The organism is Streptomyces sp. NPDC048353 (genome assembly GCF_055587165.1).
In genome coordinates this window covers 351,394-373,127 of the sequence record NZ_JBVJGU010000003.1, presented here as the reverse complement: position 1 = coordinate 373,127, position 21,734 = coordinate 351,394, and the positions used below count along the sequence as shown (strand labels likewise).

At 73.9% G+C, this 21,734-nt stretch carries 21 protein-coding genes; 13 read left to right on the top strand and 8 right to left on the bottom strand.

All coding sequences use genetic code 11. From position 1 onward, the window contains the following. Positions 1-156: 156 nt before the first annotated feature. The 7 genes from ACZ6RC_RS12060 to ACZ6RC_RS12030 all read left to right on the top strand — a co-directional run bounded on the left by ACZ6RC_RS12060 (position 157) and on the right by ACZ6RC_RS12030 (position 6,490). Complete coding sequence (locus ACZ6RC_RS12060; RefSeq protein WP_469581492.1) at positions 157-1,233, top strand: FecCD family ABC transporter permease; 1,077 nt, start codon at positions 157-159, stop codon at positions 1,231-1,233. After that, entirely contained in the window at positions 1,230-2,366 is a 1,137-nt protein-coding gene (locus tag ACZ6RC_RS12055; RefSeq protein ID WP_469581489.1) for a FecCD family ABC transporter permease, read from the top strand. The genes ACZ6RC_RS12060 and ACZ6RC_RS12055 overlap by 4 nt, the downstream gene beginning before the upstream one ends. Next, the gene (locus tag ACZ6RC_RS12050) at positions 2,363-3,235 is read left to right on the top strand and encodes an ABC transporter ATP-binding protein (protein ID WP_469581485.1); all 873 of its coding nucleotides are present in this window, start codon (positions 2,363-2,365) and stop codon (positions 3,233-3,235) included. The genes ACZ6RC_RS12055 and ACZ6RC_RS12050 overlap by 4 nt, the downstream gene beginning before the upstream one ends. Before the next feature lie 92 nt (positions 3,236-3,327). Then, on the top strand, positions 3,328-4,908 hold the full coding sequence (locus ACZ6RC_RS12045) for an amidohydrolase (RefSeq protein WP_391135935.1): 1,581 nt from the start codon (positions 3,328-3,330) through the stop codon (positions 4,906-4,908). Then, positions 4,905-5,126, top strand: coding sequence for a hypothetical protein (locus tag ACZ6RC_RS12040; protein WP_391134900.1), 222 nt, complete (start codon positions 4,905-4,907; stop codon positions 5,124-5,126). Before ACZ6RC_RS12045 ends, ACZ6RC_RS12040 begins: the two co-directional genes overlap by 4 nt. Then, positions 5,117-5,818: a 4'-phosphopantetheinyl transferase family protein gene (locus ACZ6RC_RS12035; protein ID WP_469581481.1), complete on the top strand. Its 702-nt coding sequence runs from the start codon at positions 5,117-5,119 to the stop codon at positions 5,816-5,818. The genes ACZ6RC_RS12040 and ACZ6RC_RS12035 overlap by 10 nt, the downstream gene beginning before the upstream one ends. A gap of 141 nt (positions 5,819-5,959) precedes the next feature. Then, positions 5,960-6,490, top strand: coding sequence for a GNAT family N-acetyltransferase (locus tag ACZ6RC_RS12030; protein ID WP_469581478.1), 531 nt, complete (start codon positions 5,960-5,962; stop codon positions 6,488-6,490). A gap of 206 nt (positions 6,491-6,696) precedes the next feature. Here ACZ6RC_RS12030 and ACZ6RC_RS12025 read toward each other — a convergent pair whose 3' ends face one another. From ACZ6RC_RS12025 to ACZ6RC_RS12000, 6 genes are all read right to left on the bottom strand, one after another. Next, positions 6,697-7,878, bottom strand: a complete 1,182-nt coding sequence (locus ACZ6RC_RS12025; protein WP_469581475.1) for an acetylornithine transaminase — start codon at positions 7,876-7,878, stop codon at positions 6,697-6,699. Next, complete coding sequence (gene argB, locus ACZ6RC_RS12020; RefSeq protein WP_469582810.1) at positions 7,875-8,858, bottom strand: acetylglutamate kinase; 984 nt, start codon at positions 8,856-8,858, stop codon at positions 7,875-7,877. Before argB ends, ACZ6RC_RS12025 begins: the two co-directional genes overlap by 4 nt. Before the next feature lie 74 nt (positions 8,859-8,932). Continuing rightward, a complete protein-coding gene (gene argJ, locus ACZ6RC_RS12015; RefSeq protein ID WP_469581472.1) occupies positions 8,933-10,084 on the bottom strand; it encodes a bifunctional glutamate N-acetyltransferase/amino-acid acetyltransferase ArgJ in 1,152 nt (383 codons plus the stop codon). Positions 10,085-10,202: 118 nt separating this feature from the next. Beyond that, positions 10,203-11,240: an N-acetyl-gamma-glutamyl-phosphate reductase gene (gene argC / locus ACZ6RC_RS12010; RefSeq protein ID WP_469581469.1), complete on the bottom strand. Its 1,038-nt coding sequence runs from the start codon at positions 11,238-11,240 to the stop codon at positions 10,203-10,205. A 52-nt stretch (positions 11,241-11,292) separates the two neighbouring features. Next, positions 11,293-11,961, bottom strand: coding sequence for an isochorismatase family protein (locus ACZ6RC_RS12005; protein WP_469581466.1), 669 nt, complete (start codon positions 11,959-11,961; stop codon positions 11,293-11,295). A 212-nt stretch (positions 11,962-12,173) separates the two neighbouring features. Continuing rightward, positions 12,174-12,896: a DUF2470 domain-containing protein gene (locus tag ACZ6RC_RS12000; RefSeq protein ID WP_469581463.1), complete on the bottom strand. Its 723-nt coding sequence runs from the start codon at positions 12,894-12,896 to the stop codon at positions 12,174-12,176. A 236-nt stretch (positions 12,897-13,132) separates the two neighbouring features. Between ACZ6RC_RS12000 and ACZ6RC_RS11995 the strand changes: the two genes are divergently transcribed. Genes ACZ6RC_RS11995 through ACZ6RC_RS11985 form a run of 3 tightly spaced genes read left to right on the top strand, consistent with a single transcriptional unit; the run spans position 13,133 to position 17,032 of the window. Next, on the top strand, positions 13,133-13,990 hold the full coding sequence (locus tag ACZ6RC_RS11995) for an ABC transporter ATP-binding protein (RefSeq protein WP_391134876.1): 858 nt from the start codon (positions 13,133-13,135) through the stop codon (positions 13,988-13,990). Then, positions 13,987-14,961 carry an iron-siderophore ABC transporter substrate-binding protein gene (locus ACZ6RC_RS11990; protein ID WP_391134873.1) on the top strand — a complete coding sequence of 325 codons (975 nt, stop codon included), beginning with the start codon at positions 13,987-13,989 and terminating at the stop codon, positions 14,959-14,961. The genes ACZ6RC_RS11995 and ACZ6RC_RS11990 overlap by 4 nt, the downstream gene beginning before the upstream one ends. A 4-nt stretch (positions 14,962-14,965) precedes the next feature. Then, positions 14,966-17,032: an iron ABC transporter permease gene (locus tag ACZ6RC_RS11985; protein ID WP_469581459.1), complete on the top strand. Its 2,067-nt coding sequence runs from the start codon at positions 14,966-14,968 to the stop codon at positions 17,030-17,032. A 239-nt stretch (positions 17,033-17,271) separates the two neighbouring features. On the opposite strand, the gene ACZ6RC_RS11980 is transcribed toward ACZ6RC_RS11985, so the two are convergent. Together ACZ6RC_RS11980 and ACZ6RC_RS11975 are read right to left on the bottom strand one after the other, a co-directional pair. After that, positions 17,272-18,057 carry a helix-turn-helix transcriptional regulator gene (locus ACZ6RC_RS11980; RefSeq protein WP_469581456.1) on the bottom strand — a complete coding sequence of 262 codons (786 nt, stop codon included), beginning with the start codon at positions 18,055-18,057 and terminating at the stop codon, positions 17,272-17,274. Positions 18,058-18,088: 31 nt separating this feature from the next. Next, complete coding sequence (locus ACZ6RC_RS11975; RefSeq protein ID WP_469581453.1) at positions 18,089-19,792, bottom strand: amidohydrolase; 1,704 nt, start codon at positions 19,790-19,792, stop codon at positions 18,089-18,091. Positions 19,793-20,189: 397 nt separating this feature from the next. Here ACZ6RC_RS11975 and ACZ6RC_RS11970 point away from each other — a divergent pair, with 397 nt between their 5' ends. The 3 genes from ACZ6RC_RS11970 (at position 20,190) to ACZ6RC_RS11960 (ending at position 21,724) form a co-directional block, all read left to right on the top strand. Continuing rightward, positions 20,190-20,489: a gas vesicle protein GvpO gene (locus ACZ6RC_RS11970; protein WP_391134861.1), complete on the top strand. Its 300-nt coding sequence runs from the start codon at positions 20,190-20,192 to the stop codon at positions 20,487-20,489. A 74-nt stretch (positions 20,490-20,563) separates the two neighbouring features. After that, positions 20,564-21,007 (top strand): gas vesicle structural protein GvpA, encoded by a 444-nt coding sequence (locus ACZ6RC_RS11965; protein WP_391134858.1) that lies wholly within the window; start codon positions 20,564-20,566, stop codon positions 21,005-21,007. Between the two features lie 3 nt (positions 21,008-21,010). After that, positions 21,011-21,724, top strand: coding sequence for a GvpL/GvpF family gas vesicle protein (locus ACZ6RC_RS11960; protein ID WP_391134855.1), 714 nt, complete (start codon positions 21,011-21,013; stop codon positions 21,722-21,724). Positions 21,725-21,734: the final 10 nt, after the last annotated feature.

Sequence of the window (21,734 nt, the reverse complement as noted above, 5' to 3'; positions counted from 1 at the left end):
GTCCCCTCGTCGGACGGGGGCCGCGTTGACCCGCCACGACTGTACGGTTAGGCTCACCTAAGTTCCAGTGTCCTTTGCGTCAAGTCGCCGAGCGGCAGTTCCAGTTTGACGCCTCGCGTACGTGGGGTGCGCCAACCACCGCCAGGGGAGTGGTCGTTGTCCGTCGAAACTCAGGCGGCGTCCGGGAGCAGGACCGGTGGTCCCCCCGACCCCGTCGCGCCCGCGGTCCGTCCGGCCACCACGGCCCTGCGCGGCATCGGGCTCCTCGTCACGCTCGGCGCGCTGGTCGTCGTCGCCCTGGTCAGCGTCTGGGTCGGCACCCGGGGCATCCCCTTCGCCTCCACCTGGGACCTGTTGTGGAACCCTGACGAGTCCGAGGCCTCCGTCATCGTCCACGAGTACCGCATCCCCCGCACCCTCCTCGGCCTCCTCGTCGGCATCGCCCTCGGCCTCGCCGGCGCGCTGATGCAGGCACTGACCCGCAACCCGCTCGCCGACCCCGGCCTCCTCGGGGTGAACCTGGGCGCCTCGGCGGGCGTCGTCGTGGCCATAGCCTTCGTGGGCGTCGCCTCGCCCCTCGGCTACGTCTGGTTCGCCCTCGCCGGGGCGGCCATCGCCTCGGTCGGCGTCTACCTCCTCGGCTCCTCTGGGCGGAAACTGGCCACCCCCGACCGGCTCGTCGTCGCCGGCGCGGCGGTCACCGCCGTCCTGTACGCCTTCAACTGGGGCGTGCTGATCTTCGACCCGGAGGCGTTCGACCAGTTCCGTTTCTGGACGGTGGGATCGCTCGCGGGCCGGTACTACGACATCGTCCTCCTGATCCTGCCCTTCGTCGTCGTCGGAGTGGTCCTCGCGCTCCTCCTGGCCCCCTCCCTCAACGCCCTCGCCATGGGCGAACAGGTAGGGCGGGCCCTCGGCGTGAACATCGGCCGCACCCGCGTGCTGGCAGCCCTGGCCGTGATGCTCCTGTGCGGGGCCGCCACCGCCGCGGTCGGCCCGATCAGCTTCGTCGGCCTCGCCGTACCGCACATCGCCCGGTTCGTCGTCGGACCCGACCAGCGCTGGGTGTTCGCGTACTCGATGCTCCTCGCGCCCGTCCTGCTCATCGGGTCGGACGTCGTCGGCCGGGTGCTCGGCGCCCCCGGCGAGGTGCAGGTCGGCATCGTCACCGCGTTCATCGGGGCGCCCCTCTTCATCGCGCTGTGCCGCCGTCGAAAGCTGGTCATGCTGTGAGCGTCGTACGGGAGGCGAAGACCTCCGACCCCTCCGGACCCGGCTCCCCGCACCCACCCACGCCCGGGCCCGGCGCCGCGGACGCCCCCGACCGCCGGGTCATCAGCGGCCGGGTCATCCGTACCGCGGGCGTCTCCCTGCGCGTCCAGAGCCGTACCCTCGCCGTCACCACGCTGCTGCTCGCCGCCCTGGTCCTCGTCGTGGGTATCACCCTGACCACCGGCGACTTCCCGCTCACCGTCCCCGAGGTGTTCCAGGCCCTCACCGGCCAGGGGTCGGGGGCCGCCGACTTCGTCGTCAACACGCTGCGGATGCCCCGCATCCTGACCGCGGTGTTCGTCGGCGCGGCCCTCGCCGTGAGCGGGGCGATCCTGCAGAGCCTGACCCGCAACTCCCTCGGCAGCCCCGACATCATCGGCTTCACCAACGGCTCCGCCGTGGGCGCGCTCGTCGTCATCATCCTGCTCCACGGCAGCATGACCCAGATCGCGTTCGGCGCGCTGGTCGGCGGACTCGCCACCGCCCTCGCCGTCCACCTCCTGATGATCGGCCGCGGACTGCAGGGCTTCCGGCTGGTCGTCATCGGCGTCGGCGTCAGCGCCCTCCTGCTCGCCGTCAACTCCTACCTGATCACCCGGGCCAGCTTCCAGGAGGCGCTGGAAGCCCAGGCCTGGCTGATCGGCAGCCTCGGCAACCGGCTGTGGGTGCACGCCAACGCCATCGGCATCGCCCTCGCCGTCCTGCTGCCCCCCGCCCTGTTCCTCTCCCGGCGCCTCGCCATGGTGGAGATGGGCGACAACACCGCCATGGGGCTCGGCGTCAACGTCGGCCGTACGCGCACCGCCCTGTTGGTCATCAGCGTCTCCCTGGCCGCCTTCGCCACCGCGGTGACCGGCCCCATCTGGTTCATCGCCCTCGCGGCGCCCCAGGTGGTGCGCCGCCTCACCCGTTCCTCCGCCCCGGCCCTCCTGCCGTCCGCCCTGATGGGCGCCGTCCTGCTCGTCGTCAGCGACCTCGTCGTCCAGCGGGCCTTCGCGCCCGCGCTCCTCCCGGTGGGCACGGCGACGGGCGCCGTCGGCGGTCTCTACCTCATCTGGCTGCTGATCTCCGAGTCGCGAAAGAGCCGCGCATGACCGCAACGAACCCTCCGCAGCCCCGGCTGCGCGCCGAGGACCTCACGCTCTCCTACGACCAGCGGACGGTCGCCGCGTCCCTCAGCGTCGACATCCCCGACCACTCCTTCACGGTGATCATCGGGCCCAACGCCTGTGGCAAGTCGACGCTGCTCACGGCGCTCGCCCGGATGCTCAAGCCCAAGGCCGGCCAGGTCTACCTCGACGGCGCCGCCATCGCCTCGTACCGCTCGCGCGAGGTCGCCCGCCGCCTCGGCCTGCTCCCGCAGTCCTCCAGCGCGCCCGGCGGCATCACCGTCGGCGACCTCGTGGCCCGCGGCCGCTACCCCCACCAGCGGCTGCTCAAGCAGTGGTCCGCCGAGGACGAGACGGCCGTCGTCGAGGCGATGCGCCAGACCGACGTGCTCGACCTCGCCGACCGGCCGGTGGACGACCTCAGCGGCGGCCAGCGCCAGCGCGTCTGGCTCTCCATGGTCCTCGCCCAGCAGACCTCCATCCTGCTGCTCGACGAGCCCACCACCTTCCTGGACATCGCCCACCAGGTCGAGGTGCTCGACCTCTGCGCCGAACTGCACGCCCGCAAGGGGCACACGGTCGTGGCGGTCCTGCACGACCTCAACCAGGCCTGCCGCTACGCCACCCACCTCATCGTGATGCGGCCCGGCGGCGTCATCGCCGCCCAGGGCGACCCCGCGACGGTCATGACCGCCGAACTCGTCGAGGACGTCTTCGGACTGCCGTGCCGGATCATCGACGACCCCGAGACCGGCACACCCCTGATGGTGCCCGCCGCGCCCCGCCGGTACGAGACGGACGGCGGGCCGCAAGGCGCCCGGACCGCCGACGCCGTGTTCGCCGAGACACCGTAGGGCGTACGCCGTCGCGCCCGGCCGCGCATCCCCGCCCCTCCGGGGCGGGCGCCGACACCTTCCGCACACTCCCCAGGGACGGACTGCCCATGATGCTGTGCACGAGGATCACCAACGCGCGCATCCTCACCATGGATCCCGACCACCCGGTCGCCCACGACCTGGGCATCTGGCACGGTCGGATCGTCGGCCTCGACGAGGCCGTGACGGCGCTGCCCGCCCGCGAGGTCATCGACCTCCAGGGCGCCACCGTGCTGCCCGGTTTCATCGACAGCCATGTGCACCTGGCGTGGACGGGGTTGAAGGCGGCCTCGCCCACCCTCGCCGGCTGTGAGCGGATCGAGGACGCGCTCGCCGTCGTCGCGGACGCCGTCTCCCGCGCGAGCGCCCCCGGCGCGTGGGTGCACGTCGGAGGCTACGACCAGCGCGCCCTCGGCCGGCACCTGACGGCCGCGGAACTGGACCGGGTCGCCCCCGGCCACAAGGTGTTCCTCATGCACACCTCCGGCCACGCCTGCGTCGTCAACTCCGCCGTCCTCCGGCTGCTCCCGGCCGACGTGCCCCACGAGAACGGCCTCCTCGTCGAGAGCGCCATGGGCGCCGTACGGCGGCTGCGCCTGCCCTACGCGCAGGAGGAGCTGGCCGACGCCATCGAGTACGCCGGCCGCGTCTGTCTCTCCGAGGGGATCACGGCGGCCGCCGAGGCCGGCATCGGCGGCGGGCTCCTCGGCCACAGCCCCGTCGAACTGGGCGCCTACCAACTGCTGCGGGACCAGGGCCGGCTGCCCCTGCGCGTGCAGCTCATGCCCGGCGCCGACACCCTGCACCCGGTCGGCGCGCACGAGGGGGACGGAATACCCCGGGGCCTCGACCTCGGCCTGCGGACCGGCTTCGGGGACGACTGGCTCTCCGTCGGCGCGCTCAAGATCTACACCGACGGCGGGATGATGGCGCGTACGGCCGCCCTCACCGCACCGTACGAGGGGACCGACGGCACCGGCCAGCTGCAGGCCGACCCCGAGCACCTCGCCTCCCTCATCGTCGACGGTCACCTCGCCGGCTGGCAGCTCGCCGTCCACGCCATCGGCGACCGGGCAGCCGACCTCGCGCTCGACGCCCTGGAGCGGGCCCAGGCCCTGCGGCCCCGGCCCGACGCCCGCCACCGGATCGAGCACGCCGGACTCATCCGGCCCGACCAGCTCCCGCGCTTCGCCCGGCTCGGCCTCAGCGCCGTCGTCCAGCCCAACTTCCTGCGCTACTTCGGCGACGACTACTCCACGATCATGGGCCCGGAGCGCGCCCCCTGGATGTACCGGGGCCGCGGCTTCCTCGACCACGGCGTCACGCTCGTCGGCAGCTCGGACCGTCCCGTCACCGACGGATCGCCGCTGCGGGCCGTGCAGTTCATGGTCGAACGCGCCTCCCTCTCGGGCCGGCCGGTCGGTCCCGACGAGGCCGTCACCGTCGACGAGGCGCTGCGCTCCTACACGGTCGCCGGCGCCTACGCCTGCCGGTGGGACGACACCGCGGGCAGCCTCAGCCCGGGCAAGCGCGCCGACCTCGTCGTCCTCGGCGACGACCCGCGGCGCGTCGACCCCTCCCACATCGGCGACATCGAGATCGTGGCGACGTTCGTGGACGGACGCGAGGCCACGGAAGGACGGAAACTGTGAGTAACTCGCTGCACCGGCTCTCCCCGCTCTGGCAGACCCCCGTCGCCCCGCCGCGCTGGGTGATCTGGCACGCGGGCCAGGGCGACGTCATGGTCTTCGACCGGGAGGACAACATCCCGCACGACGTGGACGACGCGGACCTGGCGGAGGTGCTGCGCCGGATGCGCGGCGCCGGGGTGCCGGAGTTCGACGACTACCCGGGCCGACGGTGCGCGTAGCGGCGGCCCCGGCGCGCTGGGGCGTCGACCCCCTGCCCCCGGCGTGGCGGGGCGGGCAGGGCCCCCGGCTGTGGACCGCGCCCGTGGGCGCGTTCGCGGCCCGCGCCCACGCCCTGTCCGCGCTGCTCGACGACGGCGAGCGGGCCAGATGCGGGGCCCTGCGCCGGGCCGCCGACCGGGACCGTTACCGCGTCGCCCACGTGGCGCTCCGGCAACTCCTCGGCGCCTACCTGGGCCGCGACCCGGCCCAGGTGCGGTTCGCGCCCGAGGCGTGCCCCGGCTGCGGCGGTCCGCACGGCCGCCCCGCCGTGGCCGGCCCCCCGCCCGTCCCGCTGCACTTCTCCCTCTCGCACGCCGGCGACGCCGTCCTGATCGCGTTCGCCGACACCCCCGTGGGCGTCGACGTCGAGGAACGGCCGACACCCGAGGCGGCCGGGGAGGTCGGCGGGCTGCTGCACCGGAGCGAGCGCGCCGAGCTGGCGGCCCTGCCGCCGTCGGAGCTGCCCGCCGCCGTCGGGCGCTGCTGGGCACGGAAGGAGGCCTATCTCAAGGGCGTCGGCATCGGGCTTGGCGAGGACCCGTCCGTCACGTACGTGGGTACGGGGGCGGAGCCGGCGGACGTGCCCGGCTGGTCGGTGACGGACGTGCCGACGTTTCCCGGGTACGCGGCGGCCTGCGCGGTCCGCCGGTGACTCGCCGAAATCCGCTCGGCACACGCCGACTTGGTCATTTAATTAGGTGAGGCTAACCTGACTCCTGAGTGTTTCACCGGGGTTGCGCGGCGAACCGACCCTCCCCCCTTTCGCGCGCGGTGGAACCGAGGAAGGAAAGCCTTGATCACGGTCATGCCGCGCCCCGCCACGCTGCCCCGCGTCGCGCACTCGCCCGGCCCCGCCCCGTTCTCCGTCCGGCCCGCGAGGCCCTCCGACGCCGCCGCGCTCGCCGCCCTGTCCGGGCCGTTCGCCCGCTCCGGCGCGCTGCGCGAGCGCTCCAGGGCCCAGTACGCCTCCCAGTCCGGCGACTTCCTCGTCGCCGAGGCCCTCGACGGGTCCCTCGACGGCTGCCTCGGACTGAGCCTGCACCCCGGGGACCCGGTCACCGGCCGCGGCGCCGCCGGGGTCCTCTACAACTTCTGCGTCGCCGGACACCGGCAGGGCGGCGGCATGGGCGCCAGACTCCTGCACGCCGCGGTCGCGCGAGCGCGGAGCCACTCCCTGCGCACCCTCTTCACGGCGACGACGGGCAGCGGCCGCCTCTTCCTGCGCCACGGCTTCGCCCCCGCCTGCCCGAACCTGGCACCGCCCGCCTGGGCCCAATCCCTGGACCCGCGCCGCAACGCCCGCGTCCTGGCCCGCGCGCTGTGACCCGCTGAACCCCCGCTGCGCCCCGACCGTTCTCGCGCGCCGCGCCGGGCAGCCCCCGAACCCGTGGCCGGTGCCCGGCGCCGGGGAGGGGACACCCGGTCCGCGGTACGAAAGGGCGGGCCCGGGAGCCGTGTGGCTCCCGGGCCCGCCCCTTTCGTACGGTCCGTTGCTCTCCCGGCCCCGCCGTTTTCGCGCGGCCGCCCGCCTCAGGCGGCGAGGATCTTCGGCAGTGCCTCGACCAGTTCGTCGATCTCGCGGTCCGTCACGATCAGCGGGGGAGCCAGCCGTACGACGGCCGGGCCTGCGGCGTTGACGAGGAAACCGGCGTCCTGGGCCGCCTGTTGGACCTGGGCGGCGGTCGGGGAGGTGAGGACGACGCCGAGGAGGAGGCCGGTGCCGCGGACTTCGGCGATCCGGGGGTGCCCCAGAGCCTCGATGCCCCGGCGCAGGCGGTCGCCCGCCCGGGTGACCCGGGCGAGGAGCCCCTCGGTCTCGATGGTGTCCAGCACGGCGAGGCCGGCCGCGCAGGCGACCGGATTGCCGCCGAAGGTGGAGCCGTGCTGGCCGGGGCCGAGCAGGTCGGCGGCCGCGCCGAAGGCGACCAGGGCGCCGATCGGCAGGCCGCCGCCCAGGCCCTTGGCGAGCGTGAGGGCGTCGGGGTCCACGCCGTCGACGGCCTGGTGCGCGAACCAGTGGCCGGTCCGGCCGATGCCCGTCTGGACCTCGTCCAGGACGAGCAGGGTGCCGGTCGCCCGGGTGATCTCCCGGGCGGCGCGCAGATACCCGGCGGGCGCCGGGACGACGCCGGCCTCGCCCTGCACCGGTTCGAGGACCACCGCCGCGGTCTCCTCCGTGACCGCCGCGCGTAGCGCCGCCACGTCGCCGAACGGCACGTGCGTGACCTCTCCCGGCAGCGGCAGGAAGGGATCCTGTTTGGCCGGCTGACCGGTGAGGGCCAGCGCTCCCATGGTCCGCCCGTGGAACCCGCCCGCCGCGGCGACCAGACGTGGCCGCCCGGTGCGCCGGGCGAGCTTGAAGGCCGCCTCGACCGCCTCCGTACCGGAGTTCGCGAAGAAGACCCGGCCCGGCCGGTCCAGCAGGCCCAGCAGCCGCTCCGCCAGCGCGACCGGCGGTTCGGCGACGAAGAGGTTGGAGACATGGCCCAGGCGGGCGATCTGGGTCCGCACGGCGGAGACGACGGCCGGGTGGGCGTGGCCCAGGGTGTTGACCGCGATCCCGCCGGTGAAGTCGGTGTACGCGCGCCCCGCCTCGTCCCGGACCGTGCTGCCCTCGCCCCGGACCAGGGCGAGCGGGGGAGTGCCGTACGTGTCCATCATGACCGCGCGCCAGCGGTCGGTGAGCGTGCGGGCGCCGTCGTCGTCGGTCACGCAACGACCTCCTCGGTCGCGGGCCGGGGGCCCGCCTCGTGATTTGTCGTCGTCGCGTCGTGCGGCCCGTCGTCCGGCACGCGGTGCGAGACCGGGGCGGGGTCCGGTACCACGGTCGTGCCCGGGCCGTGCTCGGCGAAGACGCCGCGCAGCAGCGCGTGCGGCACCCGGCCGTCGACGACCTGGGCCCGGCGGACGCCCGCCCGGACCGCCCGCAGGCAGCCCTCCATCTTCGGCAGCATGCCGCTGGCGAGCGCCGGGAGCAGCGCGTCCAGCTGCCCCGCCGTCAGACGCTCGATCACCTCGGTGCTGCGCGGCCAGTCGGCGTACAGCCCCTCGACGTCGGTCAGGACCACCAGCCGCTCCGCTTCGAGGGCCACGGCCAGCGCGGAGGCGGCGAGGTCGGCGTTGACGTTGTACACCTCCCCGTCCGTCCCGCGCGCGACGGGCGAGACCACGGGGATCCGGCCCTCGTCGAGCAGGGTGCGCACGGTACGCGGGTCGACGTCCACGACCTCGCCGACGAGGCCGATGTCCACGGGCCGGCCGTCCACCCACGCGGGCCGCCGTACGGCCGTCATGGTGTGCGCGTCCTCGCCCGACAGGCCCACGGCGAAGGGGCCGTGGGCGTTGAGGGCGCCGACGAGCTCGCGCTGGACCGATCCGGTCAGCACCATCCGGACCACGTCCATGGTCTCCGGCGTGGTCACCCGCAGCCCCGCCTCGAAGCGGACCTCCAGGTCGAGGCGGGCGAGCATGGAGCTGATCTGCGGCCCGCCGCCGTGCACGACGACCGGCCGCAGGCCCGCGTGCCACAGCTCCACGACGTCCTGCGCGAAGGTCCGGTGCAGCGCCGGGTCGACCATGGCGTTGCCGCCGAACTTGATGACGACCGTCCGGCCCTGGAGCTCCTCGAGCCACGGCAGGTCGGCGGCGGTCAGCCCGGCGGCGCCGGCGTCGGTGATGTCGAGCCGCACCATCGGCCGTGCCGCCGACGGCGCCGGGCGCGCGTCCCCGCCGGGCAGGTGTCCGGTGCGTGTCGTCCCCGGCCCGCTCATGAGCTGTACGCGCTGTTCTCGTGGACGTACTCGGCGGTGAGGTCGTTGGTCCAGATCACCGCCGAGGAGTCGCCGGAGCAGAGGTCCACCGTGATCGTGACCGAGCGCCCGGACAGGTCGACCTTGTCCCGCGACTCGCCGGCGGCGCCGTTGCGGCACACCCAGACGTCGTTGATCGCCACGTCCAGCCGGTCGGGGTCGAAGACGGCCGAGGTCGTGCCGATCGCGGACAGCACCCGGCCCCAGTTCGGGTCCTCCCCGTGCAGGGCGCACTTGAGGAGGTTGTTGCGGGCCACGGACCGGCCGACCTCCACGGCGTCCTCCTCGGTGGCCGCGCCGACGACGGTCACCTCGATCTCCTTGGAGGCGCCCTCGGCGTCCGCGATCAGCTGCCGTGCCAGGTCCAGGCAGACCGCGTGCACGGCCTCGGCGAACTCCTCCGCGTCGGGCACGGTCCCGGAGGCCCCCGACGCGAGCAGCAGGACGGTGTCGTTGGTGGACATGCAGCCGTCCGAGTCCACCCGGTCGAAGGTGGTGCGCACCGCCTTCCGGAGCGCCGGGTCGAGCGCGTCCGCGCTCACGTCGGCGTCGGTGGTGAGGACGACCAGCATGGTGGCGAGGCCGGGGGCGAGCATGCCCGCGCCCTTCGCCATCCCGCCCACGGTCCAGCCGGCCCGGGTGACGACGGCGGTCTTGTGCACCGAGTCGGTCGTCTTGATCGCGACGGCGGCGTCCTCGCCGCCCTCCGGGGACAGCGCGCCACCGCAGGCGGTGATGCCCGCCATGACGCGGTCCATGGGCAGCCGTACGCCGATGAGCCCGGTGGAGCACACCGCGACCTCGTGCGGGACCGTGTCGACGACCCGGGCGGTGTGCTCGGCCATCAGCAGCGCGTCGACGGCGCCGGCCTGCCCCGTACAGGCGTTGGCGCCGCCGGAGTTGAGGACGACGGCCGTGATCCGGCCGTCGGACAGGACGCGCCGGGACCAGCGGACGGGCGCGGCCTGCACACGGTTGGAGGTGAAGACCCCGGCTGCGGCGCGGGACGGCCCGTGGTTCACCACCAGGGCCAGGTCGCGGTCGCCGGACTCCTTGATGCCGGCGGCCACTCCGCCGGCGAGGAATCCACGGGCTGCGGTCACACTCACTGTGCTTCTCCGTTCTCCGCCGGGGCCGACGCCCGGGCGGTTCCCGCGACGGTGCCCGCACGGCGCGGTGGTGCGGGCTTCGTCGTCGACTTCGGACCGGCGGTCGTGCGCACGTCGCTCACGGAGCCACTCCGTTGTGCGGCAGGCCCAGCTCTTCGGGTAGGCCCAGGGCGACGTTCATGCTCTGCACCGCGCCACCCGCGGTGCCCTTCGTCAGGTTGTCGATGGCGCTCACGCAGATCAGCCGGCCGGCGTCGGGGTCCACGGCGATCTGCACCTGCGCGGTGTTGGAACCGAGGACGGCGGCGGTCGAGGGCCACTGCCCCTCCGGCAGCAGGCGGACGAACGGCTCGTCGGCGTAGGCGGCTTCGTACGCCGCGCGGACCCGCTCCCCGCCGGCCGCGGCGGCCTCGGGACGCAGGGCGGCGGAGCAGGTGGCGAGGATGCCCCGGGGCATCGGGGCCAGGGTCGGGGTGAAGGAGACCGTGACGCGCTCGCCCGCCACCGCGGAGAGGTTCTGCGTCAGCTCCGGGGTGTGGCGGTGGCCGCCGCCGACGCCGTACGGGCTCATGGAGCCCATCACCTCGGCGCCCAGCAGGTGCTGCTTCAGGGTCCGTCCGGCGCCGGACGTGCCGCTGGCCGCCACGATCACGGCCTCCGGCCGGACGAGGCGGTCGGCGTAGGCGGGGAACAGTGCGAGCGTCACCGCCGTGGGGTAGCACCCCGGTACGGCGATCCGCCGCGAGCCCTTCAACGCGTGACGGGCGCCGGGGAGTTCCGGCAGCCCGTACGGCCAGGTGCCGGCGTGGGCGGAGCCGTAGAACCGTTCCCAGGCGGCCGGGTCGCGCAGCCGGAAGTCCGCGCCGCAGTCCACGACGAGGGTGTCCGGGTCCAGCTCGGCGGCGAGCGCGGCCGACTGCCCGTGCGGCAGGGCGAGGAAGACGACGTCGTGACCGCGCAGGGTCTGCGCCGTGGTCGCCGTCAGCACACGGTCCGCGAGGGCGGCCAGATGCGGTTGGACGGAACCGAGCGGCCGGCCCGCGTTGCCGTGCGCGGTCAGCGCGCCGATCTCCACGCCGGGATGCGTCAGCAGCAGGCGGAGGATCTCCCCGCCGGCGTAGCCGCTGGCACCGGCCACCGCGACCCTCAAGGTCATCTCGATCCGTCTCTCTCGGTACGTGTGGGGGCTGCTGTCACAGGGGGCGCTGTCACGCGTCCCTGCGCGCCTCGTGCGGCGACCGCCTGTTGAGCAGGAGGTCGCGCAGCAAGGACTCGGTCGTGCACACCACCCCGCTGCGGGCCGCCCACCGCAGGGCCATTGCGTGCTCCTCCGGGGAGAAGTCCGCGACGGCGTCGGCGACGACGAAGGGCTGGATGTCGTTCATGAAGGCGTCCGCCGCGGTCAGCAGGACGCCGAGGTGGGCGTACACACCGCAGAGGATCAGCTGGTCGCGGCCCTCCTCGCGGAGGAGCCGGCCGAGGTGGCTGCGGAGGAAGGCGTTGTGGCGCACGTTGGCGAGCAGGTGCTCGCCGGGGCGGGGCGTGAGCGGCTCGACGATGGCGGCGGCGTCCGGTTCCCCTATGCCGGGGCCCCAGACGTCCGCGACGAGGCCGCGCTGGCCGGGGCGTTGGGCGGCGGGCTCGGCGCTGAAGACGACGGGCATGCCGAGCGCTCCGGCGAGTTCGCGCAGGGCGCCGATGTTGGCGACCAGCTGCACCACCGGAGCGTGGCCGGTGGGGAACGGTCCGACGAAGTGGTTCTGCATGTCGAGGACCAGGAGCGCGGCGCGGCCGGGATCGATGGACCAGGAGGCGCAGGAGCGGGGGAGCGCGCCGGGGGACGGCATGGGGTAGGTCTCGATGGCCGGCAGACCCATGGGTGCTTCCTCCCCGAACAAGGGGGCGAATCTCGCGCCCCCACGATCACTGCTTAGCTGAGCCTAACCTAAGTTTCACTGGGCGGTGGCTTCCTCCTGCCCGGCTCGTCACGCCCATCCGCTCTCAACCGCGCCGTCTTCACGCCGAGTTGGCGGTGAACGGCGGCGGCGGGCGGTCGAATGCCCGCCCGGACGCCCGCCCGGGCGCGGTGTCAGGGGCGCGGGGAGGGGTGCCGGTGGTGCGCGCAGCGGGGCGTCGTGAGGAGCTGCCGGACCTGCTCGCCGGCCTCGGCCGCGTCCCGGGCCGTGACGGGGAACAGCAGGCGCAGGTCGCAGTGGCCCTCGCGGTACTCGCAGCGCAGGGTGATGCCGTGCCGGTCCACGGCCAGCGGCATGACCCGGACGACGCCGTGCGGCAGCCGGGCCCCGGCCAGGACGACGAGGTCGGCCACCATGTCGTCGTGGGCGTCGGCGAGGTGCGTCAGCATCGCGGCCTCCTCCACGGCGAGCGGGTCGGGCGCGGCGAGGGCGAACGCGTCGAGGCCGACCTCGGTGGTCCGCGCCGAGGTCTTCAGGGTCACCCGGGCCAGGTCGAGGCGGAGCGTCTCGCCGCCCGGCCCGTCGGCCGGGGCGAGCCATCCGGAGACGGTCACCCGGGCCCGTACGCGGTCGCGCAGCGCCGTCGGCGCGATGTCGGTGAACTCCAGGAGGGCGGCGAGGCTGCCACGCGGCGCGGAGGCGATCTGGGCGGCCAGCGGGCTGTCCGGCTGGGGGCGGAGGGTGATCCGCCCCTTCCTGTCCACCGCGTGCAGACCGATCAGGTCGTACTCCTGCCCCTCCGTGGTGAGCGACAGGGAGACGGCCCGGGCGAGCACGGAGCGGACGAGCTCCGGCGCGGTCTGCTCGGGCAGGACGGTGTCGGTGGCGGCGCTCACGGTGAACTCCTCGCGGGGCGGGTCCGGATGAAGGCTCGGGCCGGAACGGCACGCCGCTCCGACTGAGGTAAGGCTAACCTAACTACACCTGAGCCCGTACGTCCATATCGCGAGCACCCGTGTCGCCCCGGCCGGCCGCCCGCGGGGTGGCCGAATAAACGTGGCCGAATGGCGTCTTGTGCGCGACCCGGGGGCCGTCTTTCCGAGGCCGATTAGGTTAGGCTAACCTTCGGGTCGTGCAAGCTGGTGAAGAGGGAACCGCGGCCCGACCCCGCGGCCATGAACTGTCGGCCACGGACGTCACCGTGGCGTACGACGGCGTCGACGTCGTCCACGACGCCGCGTTGACGCTGCGACCCGGCGAAGTGACCGTCCTGGTCGGCCCGAACGGCAGCGGCAAGTCGACGCTCCTGCGCACCCTCGCGCGCCTGCAGCGGCCCCGTACCGCCACGCTCGTCATCGACGCCGACACCGACGGCCTCGCCCTGTCACCCCGTGAGTTCTCGCGCCGGGTCGCCCTGCTGACGCAGGGCCGGCCCACCCCCGGCGGACTGACCGTCCGGGACGTCGTCGAATTCGGCCGCTACCCCTACCGCGGCCGCTGGGGCAAGGCGGACCCCGACGGCCGGGCCGCCGTCGATCGCGCGCTCGCCCTCACCGGCGTCGCCGAGTTCGCCGACCGGGGCGCCGAACACCTGTCCGGCGGCCAGCTCCAGCGCGTCTGGCTGGCCGGCTGCCTCGCCCAGGAGACCGGCGTCCTCCTCCTCGACGAACCCACGACCTACCTCGACCTCCGCTACCAGGTCGAACTCCTCGACCTCGTACGGGACCTGGCGGACGACCACGGCATCGCCGTCGGCGCCGTCCTGCACGACCTCGACCAGGCCGCGGCCGTCGCCGACCGGATCGTCCTCCTCAGCTCGGGCCGCGTCGTCGCCGACGGCCTCCCGGACGACGTCCTCACCGCACAGCGGCTGACCGACACCTACGGCATCCGCATCGAAGTCGACACCGACACCCTCACCGGGCGGCTGCGCACCCGCGCCATCGGCCGCCACCACACGCGAAGCGAAAGGCTCGGCACCTCCTCATGAGACGCCTCCTCCTCACCGCGGCCGCCACCGCCGCGGCCCTCACCATGACCGCCTGCGGGACGACCGAGCCCGCCGCCGACAACGACACCAAGAAGCCCGCCGAGCGCATCACGCTCACCGACGACTCCGGCACCAAGGTCGAGCTCGACGGCCCCGCCAAGAAGGTCGTCGCCACCGAGTGGAACGTCGTCGAGAGCCTCGTCTCCCTCGGCGTCGCCCCCGTCGGCGTCTCCGACGTCAAGGGCTACAAGATGTGGGACTCCGCCGTCCCGCTGAAGAACGAGCCCAAGGACATCGGCACCCGCGGCGAGCCGAGCATGGACACCATCGCCGGCCTCGCCCCCGACCTCATCGTCGCCACCGACCTCCCGGCGGCCGCCGTCAAGCAGCTCCGCAAGGTCGCCCCCGTCCTGGAGCTCCGCGCCGCCGACGCCGCCGACCCGATCGGGCGGATGACGAAGAACCTCGACCTCATCGCCAAGGCCACCGGCACCACCGAGCAGTCCGCCACGCTCAAGAAGCAGTTCGAGGCGAAGATCGCGGAGGGCAGGAAGGCCCTCGCCGGCGCCGGCCTCGGCGGCGCGCGCTACGCCTTCGCCGACGGCTACATCGTCTCCAACCAGGTCTCGATCCGGCCCTTCACCAGCGGCTCCCTCATCGGCGCCGTCAACGAGAAGCTCGGCCTGAAGAACGCCTGGACCGTCAAGGGCGACGCGGCCTACGGCCTCGGCACCACCGACGTCGAGGGCCTCACCAAGCTCGGCGACGTGCAGTTCGCCTACATCGGCAACGCCGGCGACGCGTCCAGCACCCCCTTCGCCGGCGCCCTCGCCAAGGACAAGGTCTGGACCTCCCTGCCGTTCGTCAAGAAGGGCGACGTCCACCGCCTGCCCGACGGCATCTGGATGTTCGGCGGACCCGGGTCCATGAACGCGTACATCGACGCGGTCGTCACCGCGCTGACGAAGTAGGACCATGGCCGTCACCTCGACCACCACCGCCACCCGTCCCGCGGCGGCCGCGTCCCGTACGGGCGCGGTCGCGGTGACGGCCGGCCTCGTCCTCCTCGTCGCCGTCCTCGCGACCGTCGACATCACCCAGGGCACCGCCGCCGTCGGCGCGCCGGAGGTCTGGAAGGCCCTCACCGGCCGAGCCGACCCCTCCGACGCCTCCGTCGTCATCGCCTCCCGGCTGCCCCGCGCGGCCGCCGGCATCCTCGTCGGCGTCGTCCTCGGCATGGCGGGCGCAGCCCTGCAGGCCGTGAGCCGCAACGTCATCGCCTCACCCGACACCCTCGCCGTCAACGCCGGCTCCTACCTCGCCCTCGGTGCCGCCTCCGTCACCGGCCTCACCCTCCCGCTGGTCGCCGGCGCCGGCGTCGCCTTCGCCGGCGGCCTCGCCGCGGCCGCCGTCGTCCTCGGCCTGTCCGGACTCGGAGCGGGCACCGTACGGCTCGTCCTCGCCGGCAGCGCTCTCACCCTCGGCCTCACCGCCGCCACCGAGGGACTCCTCCTGCTCTTCCCCCGGCAGACCGACGGCCTCTACCAGTGGAACCAGGGCAGCATCTCCCAGAGCGGATTCGACGGCGTCCTGCAACTGGCGCCCGTCTGCGTCCTCGCCCTTCTCGGACTCCTCCTCGTCGCCCGACGGGTCGACGCCCTGGCACTCGGCGACGACGCGGCCCGCGGCCTCGGCGTCCCGGTCCGCACCACCCGCGTCACCGCGGTCGTGCTCGCCGCCATGCTCTCCGCGGCGGCCGTCACCCTCGCCGGGCCGATCGGCTTCGTCGGCCTCTGCGCCCCCGCGCTGGTCCGCCCGCTCGCCCGCCGCTTCCGGGGCTTCGCCAAGTCGCGCGCCGGCCTGCCGCTCACCGGCCTCGCCGGCGCCGCGCTCGTCCTCGGCTCCGACGTCCTCCTGCGCTCCGTCGTCCCCGCGGACCTCGCCGTCGCCGTACCGACCGGCGTCGTCACCAGCCTGGTCGGCGCCTGCTTCCTCATCGTCCTGGCCACCCGGGTCCGCGACACCGCGGGAACCACGGCGACCGAACGGCTGCGCCTGCGCAGCCGGACCGTCTTCCTCGCCACCACCGCCGTCCTGGCGGCCGCCCTCGTCGGCGTCACCATCGGCGCCGTCCTGCTGGGCGACACCGCGCTGCTGCTCGGCGACGTCGTGAACTGGGCGCAGGGCAGGGCCGGGCGGGCCGTCTCGTTCGTCCTCGACACCCGGCTGCCCCGCGTCTTCGCCGCGCTCCTCGCGGGCGCGGCCCTCGCCCTGGCCGGCACCCTCGTCCAGGCCGTCACCCGCAACCCGCTCGCGGAGCCCGGCATCCTCGGCGTCACCGGCGGCGCGGCCCTCGGCGCCGTCCTGCTGGTGACCACCGTTCCCCTCGCCGCGTCGTGGAGCGTGGCGGGCGCCGCGTTCGCGGGCGCCGCGATCAGCGCCACGGTCGTCTTCGGGCTCGCCGCGAAGGGCGGGTTCCAGCAGAACCGGCTCGTCCTCGTCGGCTTCGGCGTCGCCACCGCCACCTCCGCCCTGGTCAGCCTGCTGATCATCCTCACCGACCCGTTCAACGCCATCAAGGCGCTGACCTGGCTCTCCGGCTCCACCTACGGCCGGACCTTCCCCGATCTGCTGCCCCTCGCCGCGGTCCTGGTCGTGGGCGTGTTCGTCGCCGTCACCCAGCGCACCGAACTCGACCTGATCTCCCTCGACGAGGACACGCCCCGGCTCCTCGGCCTCGACGTCGGCAAGGGGCGCCTCGGCTTCCTCGTCCTCAGCGTCCTGCTCAGCGCCACCGCCGTGTCGGCCGCCGGCACGATCGGCTTCGTCGGCCTCGTCGCCCCGCACGCCGCCCGCGCCCTCGTCGGCCGCCGCCACACCCGGGTCGTCCCCGTCGCCCTGCTCCTCGGCGCGCTCCTCGTCTCCGTCGCGGACCTGGTCGGCCGCACGGTGATCGCCCCGGCCCAACTCGGCGCGGGCCACATGACGGCGGTGATCGGCACGCCGTACTTCCTGTACCTGCTGGTACGCAGCCGCCGCTGACGCCCGTCCCGACCGACGCACGGGGCCGTTCCCTTCCGAAGGGAACGGCCCCTCGTCGCGTCACCGCCACCCGCCCCCTCGGCATCCGCCGAACGGACCGCGCTGTGCCGCCGGTTGCGGGCGGCGTCCCTCGGGGTCACGGCCGACTGGCTCGAATGGCTTCTCTTCTCCCTGAACGGGCGCGTGGACGAACGGGCCTGACGCCCCGCAAGCACGCCTCCCCGGCTCGGTCGCACCGCTCACGGACCCGGTTCGAGCCCCCAGGCGGCCGCGCGGGCGGCGGCCGCCGCCCGGTTGGGGAGGTCGAGCTTGGCCAGGATGTGCTCGACGTGCGTGGCCACCGTGCGCGGGGCGATGTGCAGCCGCCCCGCGATCTCCCGGTTGGTCCGCCCGCCGGTCAGCCCGCCCAGCACCTCCAGTTCGCGCGGGGACAGCCCGCCCGGCGCGGCGGCGGAGCCGTACGCCCTCCTCCCGTACCCACCGGTCGCGGACTCCCGCGGTACGGGGCCGGCGAACGAGGCCGTGAGCAGGGCCAGGGACTCGGTGAGCAGCGTCACCACGGCCCGTGCCGGGTCGCGCGGGCATCGGGGCCGGCGCGTGCTGACGTTGAGCATCCCGACGTACCGGCCGTCCGGCGCGAACAGGCACTGCGCGACCCCGTCCTCGATGCCCAGCGGCCGCAGCACGTCCCGGAAGCCCGGCGAGGCCGCGAGGAGCGGCGGCGGGACGTCCTGCAGCCACAGCCCGCCGCGCGCCGGGTCGCGGAGCACCGCGAAGACCGGGTCGTCGTGGAGCCGTGTCTCGATGTACGCCGTGGCGTCGTACGGATAGTCGCCCGCCAGCGTGGTGTGGTGGCGCCGCAGCGGATCCCACCGGGTCAGGGAGGCGTGGTCGTACGCCACGACCTCGGACAGCGCCGCCAGGACCGTGTCGGCTCCGGCGGCGCCTTCGGCCGCGTTCCGGGCCGTCTCGCGCACGTGGAGGGCCGCGGCCAGAACGGCCGAGGTGCTCCGTTCGGATGTCATGCCCCCAGGGTGATCATGGAATCGGGCGGGGTCAAACCGGCATGGCGTCGTGGACGACGCGGCCGTCCACGACGGTGAGGAGGACCGGCATTCGCGGGATGTCGTGCGGATTGGCGGTCAGCAGATTCCCGCCGAGCACGCAGAGGTCCGCGACCTTCCCCACCTCCAGGGAGCCTTTCCAGTCCTCGGCGAAGTCCTGCCAGGCCGCGTCGACGGTGTACGTACGGATCGCCTCCGCGAGCCCGATGCGCTGGCCGGGCCCGCTGACCCGGCCCGAGCCCTTCGACTCGCGGAGCAGCATCGTGGCGACGCCCTGCCGCCAGTCCGGGAAGGTCACGGGGGCGTCGGAGCCGCTGGCCACCCGCACCCCCGCGTCGATGGCGTCCCGGTAGGGCCAGGCGTACGCCGCCCGCTCCGGGCCCACGAACTCCTCCTCCATGTCCGCGACGGTCCACTTGATGGTGGGGTTCATGTTGACCCCGAAGCCGTGCTCGGCCAGCGCCTTCATGCTGCGCGGGCCCAGGAAGTCGCCGTGGATGACGTAGTGCCGGGCGTCGGGGCGGGGGTGCTCGGCCGTCGCGGCGGTGAAGGCGTCGACGACGGTGTCGATCGCGCGGTCGCCCGTGACGTGGACGCCGAGCTGGTATCCCGCCCGGTGCGCGTGACGCAGCATCGCCCCCATCTCGGCGACCCGCTCCGCGTCCGTACCGCCGCCGACGCAGAGGGCGCCGCAGCCCCCGCCGACGTACGACTCGTGCATCCACGCCGTCCTGTTGGGGACGATGCCGTCGGCGAAGACCTTGACGCCGAGGATCCGCAGCAGCCGCGGATCGGTGTCGGCCGGGACCTCCATCGTGTCCAGGGCGCGGGCGAACTCCTCGGCGGTGCTCGCCATGCCGGTCGGCAGCAGCAGGACGCCGACCCGTGCCGTCAGCTCCCCGTCGGCGAGCAGCCGGCGGTAGACGTCGAGGGTGACCGAGCCCATGGAACCGCGCATGATGCGGTCGCCGCCGGGGCCCAGGCCCGGCTCCGTGAAGCTGGTGATCCCGAGCCCGGCGAGCGTCTCCAGGGCCGCCCTGACCGCGGCGGTGCGCGTCTCGGGGGAGAGGGGCGGCAGCACCCGTTCGACGAAGGCCTGCGCCCCCTCCTGCAGCAGGCCGGTGGGCTCCCCGGCGCCGTCGGTGACGATGACCGAGCCGGGCGGGGCGACGGTGTCCCGGTCGACGCCGGCGAGCCGCAGGGCACGGGAGTTGACCCAGGTGGCGTGGCCGGAGAACGAGTGCAGCAGCACCGGGTGGTCCGGACTGACGGCGTCCAGGTCCTGCCGGGTCGGCAGCCGGGACGGATCGGCGACGCACTCGTCGAGAAAGCCGGGGTCCCAGCCGCACCCGACGATCCACTCGCCCGCCGGGACCCGCCCGGCCGCCTCGCGGACGGCGGCGGCCACGTCGGCCAGGGACCGTACGGCGGGATGGCCGACGTCGAGCGACAGCGGCGGCCTGGTCAGACCGAACGCGCAGCCGTGGAGATGGGAGTCGTTGATACCGGGAAGCAGCGTCGCCCCCGCGAGGCCGACGACCCGGGTGCCCGGGCCGATGAGCGGCGCGACGTCCTCCCGGCTCCCGACGGCGCTGATGACCCCGCCGGTCACGGCGAGCGCCGAGGCGACGGCGAAGTCGGGGTCGACGGTGACGACCTGTCCGTCGAGGAACACCAGATCCGCGTCCGTGGTCACTGCGGGGTCCTTTCGATAGCGCGACGGACCGCGAGGAAGGGCGGCCGGCCGGAGCCTGCCGCCTCGTGTGTGCCGGTCCGGAAGGACTATGCGCGCCCCGCCCCGCCGTCCACATCGGTCATCCGACCGAGGTCGCCGGGCAGGCACGGGGACCGGGCGCCGTGGCGCCTGTGACGTACGTCTCGACGCCGGGACCGCCCGCTCCGGAGCCCCCGTCATCTCCCGCACCGGCGATGCGGTTTGTGAGCCGCGGACCGGATTTCCTCGAACCGGCGGGCCGAATCGGCGTGAGTCACGCATACGTTCGGAACACCCGGGCACGCGAACGTCAGCCATAGACGGCGGACGGAGAAACACACCTCTCCCGGCCGATCTTCCGGGCCCTACAGGCGGGATCATGAACGCGACTGACAAAGAAGACGACAAGAAGACCGGCGAGCGCGTCGACATCGCCACGGCCATGCGCCGGGCCGCCGGTCAACTCTCCGAACTTCTCGGGTGCGCAGCGGGATCGGTCTCCTCGGTGAAAGCCACCGAGGACGGCTGGCAGGCCGATGTGGAAGTGGTCGAACTCGAAAAGGTTCCGGACACGATGAGCGTCATGGCGTCTTACCACGTCGCTCTCGATCCCGAGGGCCGGCTCGTCGGCTACGAGCGCACCAAGCGCTACGCCCGAGGCCAGATCGACCGCCGCTGACGGCGGACGGGCGCGCCGGCCGCCCCGTGTAAGGGACGCCGGCCGCCACAGGCATCACCGGAAGGAGTTTCACCGTGACACTCGTCCAGCAGAGCAACGCAACGAGCGGCGGAAGCGGCTCGGGCAATCTCTACGATGTTCTGGAACTCATTCTCGACCGAGGTCTCGTGATCGACGCGTTCGTTCGCGTCTCCCTGGTCGGAATCGAAATCCTCAAGATCGACGTCCGAGTGGTCGTCGCCAGTGTGGACACGTATCTGCGGTTCGCCGAGGCGTGCAACCGACTCGACCTGGAATCCGGCCGCAAGGCCCCCGCGCAGCTCACCGACATCGTCGGTGATGTGACCGAGAGCGGCGCCAAAGGAAAGTCGAAAGGCGCGCTGAGCGGAGCCATGGAGGCCTTCACGGATTCCCTGAAGACCAAGAACGACGAAGACGAGGAAGAGGGGCGGAAGCAGCCGGCGCGCAAGTCGACGTCGAGCCGCTCGTCCGCCCAGCGACGCGAGCGCGAGGAGTAGCAGGTGTCCACCTACGTATACGCCATCACCTCCGCCGACCACCCCCTGCGCCTGGACAACCTCCAGGGCGTCGGCGAACCCCCGTCGCCGCTGCGGGCCGTCACGGCGGACTCGGTGGCCGCGGTCGTCAGTGACGCGCCCGAGGGCCTGCGGGCCAAGCGCCGTGACGTCCTCGCCCACGAGCACGTCCTCGAAGCGCTGATGTCGGACGGAGCGACCCTGCCGATGCGGTTCGGTCTCCTCGGCCCCGACGACGCGCGGGTGGCCGAGGTACTCGGCCAGGAGGCGCCGGCCTACCGTCAGCGGCTGGCCGAACTCGACGGCCACGTCGAGTACAACCTCAAGGCCGCCCGGGACGAACAGGACCTGCTGCGCGAGATCATGGCCCACTCCGACCAGGTCCGGGAGCTCAACGAGCGCACGCGCTCGAACCCGGCCGCCCAGGAGGACCGGATCGCGCTGGGCGAACTGGTCGCCCAGGAGGTCGCCGCCCGCGGCGGCGGTCAGGCCGAGGACACCCTGGAGCGCCTCGCCCCGGCCGCGGCCCGCGTCTCCCGCGCCGAGCCGGGGGCGAGCCACTTCCTCAACGTCTCCTTCCTCGTTCCGGCCGCGTCGTCGGACGCCTTCGTCCGGGCCGTCAGCCAGGAGGCCGAACGGCGGGGCACCGCCTACACCTTCACGCTGACCGGTCCGCTCCCGCCGTACAGCTTCGTGTGAGCGTTCCGGA